Source organism: Caldisalinibacter kiritimatiensis (assembly GCF_000387765.1).
Lineage (GTDB): Bacteria > Bacillota > Clostridia > Tissierellales > Caldisalinibacteraceae > Caldisalinibacter > Caldisalinibacter kiritimatiensis.
This window is the reverse complement of sequence record NZ_ARZA01000057.1, coordinates 1-6061: the sequence shown is the minus strand read 5'-3', so window position 1 is coordinate 6061 and position 6061 is coordinate 1. Positions and strand designations below refer to the sequence as shown.

Genomic DNA, 6061 nt, shown 5'->3' with positions numbered 1-6061 from the left:
CTATTCTTGAGGGCTAGCGCCCATTAAAATCTTTTAGATGCGAAACTTCTGCTTTTAAGCTATATAATAAAGTAAATATACCATTATAATGCATATAATAGTGTAAATTATTCACTAACATAAGTAGCAGATACTAAAATTACATATATGAAGATTTATTATAGAAGTTAGGAAGGATAAATATAAGTAGCTATTGAACTATAAACTTAAATAAGTAGATAAAAAAGTGTCAAAAAAAGGGAGGTGTCTATATGCACTTTATAGGAATAGATTTAGCTTGGACGTATAAAAATGAAACAGGTATATGTGTAATTGATGAAAAAGGTGATATTGTATTTTGTGAGTCTAAAGTTTATACAGATAATGAAATAGCTATTTTAATAGGAAAATTTGCAAAAAAAGGAGTACTTGTAGCTATAGATGCTCCATTAATAGTGAACAATGAAGAAGGTTCTCGTCTTTGTGATAGATTAATCATGAAAGACAGAATAAAAGGTAAAAGATTATCTGTATTTACAGCGAATCGGAGCTATTTGTTAAAAATATATGGCTCTATAAGAGGTGAAGCGTTAGTATCAGAAATAAGAAAAAAAAATAAAAGCTTTATAATAACATCAGATTTTAGAAGCAATAAACATATAATATTTGAAACCTTTCCAACAGGAATATGTTTAGGATTGTTTTCTGATATATATCCAATTAAATATAAAAGAAAAGCTAAAATACCTTTAAAGAAAACAAAAGAAGAAATGTTAAGATTATTAAGTAGATTAGGAGAATTAGAACAAGACAAAATAAAAGTAAATAATATAAAAAGCTACTTTAATCCTAATATTAACCTAACTTCTTACACAGGTAGTAAACTAAAGCATTTGGAAGATAAAGTGGATGCTTTTTTGTGTTCATATTGTGCTTATTGGTGCTATAAAAAAGGAAAAGTTAAATTGTATGGTGATGATAAAGATGGTTTTATATTAATTCCAGTTAACTAAATAGAGAAAGGAGTGAGTAAATGATATTAAAATTATCAAAACATGAAAAAGAAATGTTAATTAGTGAAATACAGAAATTTTTTTATGAAGAACATGATAAAGAAATTGGTATTATAGCAGCTGAAAAAGTTTTAGATTTTTTCTTAGAGAATTTAGGTAGTGTTGTTTATAATAAAGCATTAGATAATGCTAAAATATGGTTTGAAAGCAAAATGGAAGATATAGAATTTGATTATGATTTACTGTATAAGGATGTAAATAAATTATAATATATAATAATGTAGATTCTAGAAACTAAAGCAATCTAAAAAACATTATTAAGAAATAGTACATACACATTATTTATAAAGTGTAAGAATAGGAAGTTTATACCTTAACATAGACTTAACAAACCATTAACAGACGCTAAACACATTATAAGATACGAATTGCTATAATTTACATGTACTCGAAATAATAAAAAATTCAAATGAAAGGGGACAAAGCATGAGATTCTTAACAAAATCAAAACTTCTTATTTTAGTAGCTGTATTAGTACTTTCAATGTCGGTGTTTGCTGCATGTAGTCAAGATACAAATACTGATGCAAACACTAGCGAATCAAATCAAAGTGAAGAGAAAGCAAGTGAAACTAAGAATGAATTAGAGGGTAATATTGTTATAGCAGGTTCGACTTCAGTAACTCCAACTGCAGAAAAAGTTGCAGATGCATTCATGGAAAGACATCCAAATGTAAAAATACAAGTGCAAGGTATAGGTTCTTCAGCAGGAGTTAAAGCTGCTCATGAAGGTGCTTGTGACATCGGAATGGCTTCACGTAACTTAAAAGCAAAAGAAGAAGAATGGGGATTAACTAAGCACGTAATTGCATACGATGGTATTGCAGTTATAGTTCATCCAAACAACAAAGTTGGAGATTTAACAAAAGAGCAAGTACAAAAAATATTCAAAGGCGAAATTAAAAATTGGAAAGAAGTAGGCGGAGAAGACCATGAGATTGTTGTAATTAGCCGTGAGTCTGGTTCAGGAACAAGAGGAGCTTTCGAAGAAATAGTAGGATTAGAAGGCGAAGATAAGAGTTTAGTAAGAGAAGATGCATTAATAGCAGAAGGTAACGGAGCTGTAAGAGCTAACGTTTCTAAGAAAGAATATGCAATTGGGTACATATCTCTATCATACTTAAACGATAGCGTTAAAGGAGTAAAAATCAACGGAGTTGAACCAACAGTTGAAAACATCAAAGCTGAAAAATATCCAATTTACAGACCATTCTTAATGATAACAAACGGAGAAATGAACGAATTAGTTAAAGCTTACATGGATTTCATGTTTAGCAGCGAAGGACAAGAAATAGTAGCTGAAAAGTGTATACCTGTAAAATAATTGCGATAAATACGACAGATAACAATATAAAATGCGATATAAGAGTTATAGGCTCCACTTAAGGGTGGAGTCTGTACTCATGTTTATATAAATTTTTAACAATATTTAATAGATGCTTATAATAACTTAATATTTTATAGGTTAATGCCTATTTTGTTTGCTAGGAGGGATTTGAGTGAGAGCTAGCGATAGCGAAGTAGTAAAAAAAGAAGCAGATAATGAAATAATGTCGCAGAGCAAATCGAGAGTAATTGGTGAGAAGATTGTTGAATGGATATTCTTTATAAGTGCCAGCACGGCTATTATTTGTGTTGCTTTAATAACTTTTTTTATTTTTGTTCAAGGTAGTCCTGCGATATTTAAAATTGGTTTAAAGGACTTTATTTTAGGTATGGAGTGGCATCCATTACATGATACATTTGGGATATTTCCTATGATAGTTGGTTCTGTATATGCAACTTTTGGAGCTATTATTTTAGGGGTACCGATAGGAATTCTGACATCTGTTTTTATAGCAGAATTAGCTCCAGATTGGATGGTTAAAATTGTACGCCCAGCAGTTGAATTACTTGCAGGTATTCCGTCAGTTGTATATGGTTTCTTTGGCTTATTAGTTATTGTACCGATGATAAGTAAATATATAGGTGGAGCGGGTAATAGTTTATTAGCGGCGATTTTTATATTATCAGTAATGATACTACCAACTGTGGTTAGTATATCAGAAACATCTATAAGAGCTGTACCTAAAGAATATAAAGAAGGCTCGTTAGCTATGGGGGCATCTCATATCCAGACTATATTTAAAGTTATTTTACCAGCTGCAAAATCTGGTATATTAGCGGCAGTAGTTCTTGGAATAGGTAGAGCTATTGGAGAAACAATGGCAGTTATTCTAGTAGCAGGTAACTCACCGTTAATACCTAATCAGCTAACAGATAGTATACGTACAATGACAGCTGGTATCGCTATAGAGATGGGATATGCGTTCGGATTACATCAACAGGCACTATTCGGAATAGGTGTAATTTTATTTATTTTTATAATGGCTTTAAATATAATATTAAATGTAGTAACTGCTAAGGCAGGTGATCATTAATGAAAAAGAGAAAAATTACTGATTCTATTATTAAAGGTTTAATTTGGGTTTCCTCGTTTATAACAGTAGGTATATTAGCATGGATTTTATTATATGTTATAATTAATGGAATAGGTGAAATAAACTGGGAGTTCCTTACTACTGCACCAGTAGGAGAAGAAGGTGGTATTTTTCCAATGATTATTACTACCGTATACATGGTGTTGTTAACAGTAGTAATTTCTACTCCTATTGGTATATTTGCTGCGGTGTATTTAGTTGAATATGCTAAGCCAGGAAAAGTCGTTAGAATAATACGTTTTGCAACTGAAAGTTTGGCAGGTATACCTTCAATAATTTACGGATTATTTGGTTTTATTTTCTTTGTTACAAAATTAGAAATGAGTTGGTGTATATTAGCAGGTGCATTAACATTAAGTATAATGGTGTTACCTACAATTGTAAGAACAACAGAAGAAGCTTTAAAAGCTGTTCCAAATTCATATAGAGAGGGTAGTTTAGCTTTAGGTACATCTAAACTTCGTACTATTAGATTAGTTGTATTACCAAGTGCTTTGCCAGGAATATTAGCGGCAGTAATACTAAGTATTGGTAGGGTTGTAGGTGAAACAGCTGCAGTAATATTTACTGCAGGAATGGGAAGAGATATACCTACAAGCTTATTTGAGTCAGGAAGAACACTTTCTGTACATTTATACTTTTTAGCTAAAGAAGGACTTTCCTTTGAGAAAGCATACGCTACTGCAACTATACTTATTATAATTATTTTACTTATAAACTTTACTACTAATAAATTAGCAGCTAAATTTGACAAAACTAAGGCGTAGACAATAAAAGGGGTGAAAGTATGAGTGATGTTAAAATATCAATTAGAAATTTAGATTTATTTTATGGAGATTTTCAAGCATTAAAGAATATAAACATGGATATTATTGAAAAAAAAGTTACTGCTTTAATCGGACCATCTGGTTGTGGTAAGTCAACCTTCTTAAAAACACTTAATAGAATGAATGATTTAGTTGAAAATGTGAAAATAACTGGAGATGTTAAATTAGATGGAAAAGATGTTTATAGAAATATTGACGTTATAAAATTAAGAAAAAGAGTAGGAATGGTTTTTCAAAAGCCAAATCCTTTTCCAATGAGTATATATGATAATGTAGCATATGGACCTAGAACTCATGGTATAAAGAAAAAGTCTAAACTTGATGAAATAGTTGAGAAGAGTTTAAGAGGATCAGCTTTATGGGATGAGGTAAAAGACCGTTTGAAGAAAAATGCTTTAGGATTGTCAGGAGGACAACAACAAAGATTATGTATAGCTAGAGCTTTAGCTGTTGAGCCTGAAGTACTATTAATGGATGAGCCAACATCAGCTCTTGACCCTATTGCAACTGCTAGGATTGAGGACTTAGTTGAAGAATTAAAAGATAAGTATACAATAGTTATTGTTACACACTCAATGCAACAAGCTGGTAGAATTTCAGATAATACAGCTTTCTTCTTAATGGGAGAACTAATTGAGTTTGGTGAAACTGCTAAGATATTCTCAAATCCTGAAAATAAAAAGACAGAGGACTATATTACTGGTAGATTTGGTTAAAAAATAGTTGACATTTTATAGAAAAGATGCTTTAATATAGATTAAATATATTTTTATGACATAAGGGAATGAAAGGGTGGTAAAGGTGAGAGAAGCTTTTGAACAGCAGTTAAAAGAATTGGAAAAATCACTTTTAAAGATGGGGGCTATGGTTGAGGATGCTATTGACTTAGCATTGAAAGCTTTAGTTAACCAAGACTTAGAAATGGCTGACAAAGTGATTGAATTAGATGATAAAATAGATATTATTGAAGTTCAGATAGAACAAAAGTGTTTAGAGTTAATAGCACTACAGCAGCCAAAGGCAATAGACTTAAGAAGAATAAGTACAGTATTAAAGATAATTACTGATTTAGAAAGAATAGGAGACCATGGCGTTAACATTGCAAATATAACTAAAAAAATAGGGAAAGAAAAGTTTATAAAACCATTAATAGATATTCCTAAGATGGCGGATGTAGCTAGATCTATGGTTAAGAAAAGCCTAGATAGTTTTGTTAACGAAGACTTAGAATTAGCTAACGAAGTAGCAGAAATGGATGACATTGTAGATGATATTTACGAAGATATTTATGTTGAACTTCTACAAATGTTGACTGAAGATAAAACAATCATGGAACAAGTAATGCATTTATTATTAATTGGAAGATATCTAGAGAGAATAGGTGACCATACTACAAATATATGCGAGAGAATTCATTACATGGTAACTGGTGAAAGAGTAGTATATTAGCTTAAACATCCCTATAAGTTTGATATAGGGATGTTATTATTTATACTTAATATATTTAGTTAAAACCGGTATTTTGACCGGTTTTTTTCTTTTATATGAAATATATACATAATAAAAAGCATATTTATTTAGTAATTACTTTGGCTTATAAAGTATTTTATTTAGTGAATTTTATAATAATTGGGGGATATAATTATGACTTATCAAAAATTTAACAGAGATAAGGTAATTTTTTTATTTATTTTTGTATTTTT

Annotated in this window: 7 protein-coding genes; all 7 read left to right on the top strand. The window is 30.3% G+C overall.

All coding sequences use genetic code 11. The annotated features are described in order from the left end of the window. Positions 1 to 251 precede the first annotated feature (251 nt). The 7 genes from L21TH_RS02265 (at position 252) to phoU (ending at position 5807) form a co-directional block, all read left to right on the top strand. Complete coding sequence (locus tag L21TH_RS02265; RefSeq protein ID WP_006308095.1) at positions 252 to 992, top strand: DUF429 domain-containing protein; 741 nt, start codon at positions 252 to 254, stop codon at positions 990 to 992. A 20-nt stretch (positions 993 to 1012) separates the two neighbouring features. Then, a complete protein-coding gene (locus tag L21TH_RS02260) occupies positions 1013 to 1261 on the top strand; it encodes a DUF2164 domain-containing protein (protein WP_006308094.1) in 249 nt (82 codons plus the stop codon). A gap of 217 nt (positions 1262 to 1478) precedes the next feature. After that, positions 1479 to 2375 carry a phosphate ABC transporter substrate-binding protein gene (locus tag L21TH_RS02255; RefSeq protein WP_006308093.1) on the top strand — a complete coding sequence of 299 codons (897 nt, stop codon included), beginning with the start codon at positions 1479 to 1481 and terminating at the stop codon, positions 2373 to 2375. A 175-nt stretch (positions 2376 to 2550) separates the two neighbouring features. After that, entirely contained in the window at positions 2551 to 3471 is a 921-nt protein-coding gene (gene pstC / locus L21TH_RS02250; protein ID WP_006308092.1) for a phosphate ABC transporter permease subunit PstC, read from the top strand. Then, on the top strand, positions 3471 to 4298 hold the full coding sequence (gene pstA, locus L21TH_RS02245; RefSeq protein WP_006308091.1) for a phosphate ABC transporter permease PstA: 828 nt from the start codon (positions 3471 to 3473) through the stop codon (positions 4296 to 4298). Before pstC ends, pstA begins: the two co-directional genes overlap by 1 nt. 20 nt (positions 4299 to 4318) lie before the next feature. Next, complete coding sequence (gene pstB, locus L21TH_RS02240) at positions 4319 to 5074, top strand: phosphate ABC transporter ATP-binding protein PstB (protein WP_006308090.1); 756 nt, start codon at positions 4319 to 4321, stop codon at positions 5072 to 5074. Positions 5075 to 5159: 85 nt separating this feature from the next. Next, positions 5160 to 5807, top strand: coding sequence for a phosphate signaling complex protein PhoU (gene phoU / locus L21TH_RS02235; protein WP_006308089.1), 648 nt, complete (start codon positions 5160 to 5162; stop codon positions 5805 to 5807). Positions 5808 to 6061 lie beyond the last annotated feature (254 nt).

Coding starts and splice junctions, on each gene's coding strand:
- L21TH_RS02265 (WP_006308095.1), top strand. CDS start 252: ATGCACTTTATAGGAATAGATTTAGCTTGGACGTATAAAAATGAAACA.
- L21TH_RS02260 (WP_006308094.1), top strand. CDS start 1,013: ATGATATTAAAATTATCAAAACATGAAAAAGAAATGTTAATTAGTGAA.
- L21TH_RS02255 (WP_006308093.1), top strand. CDS start 1,479: ATGAGATTCTTAACAAAATCAAAACTTCTTATTTTAGTAGCTGTATTA.
- pstA (WP_006308091.1), top strand. CDS start 3,471: ATGAAAAAGAGAAAAATTACTGATTCTATTATTAAAGGTTTAATTTGG.
- pstB (WP_006308090.1), top strand. CDS start 4,319: ATGAGTGATGTTAAAATATCAATTAGAAATTTAGATTTATTTTATGGA.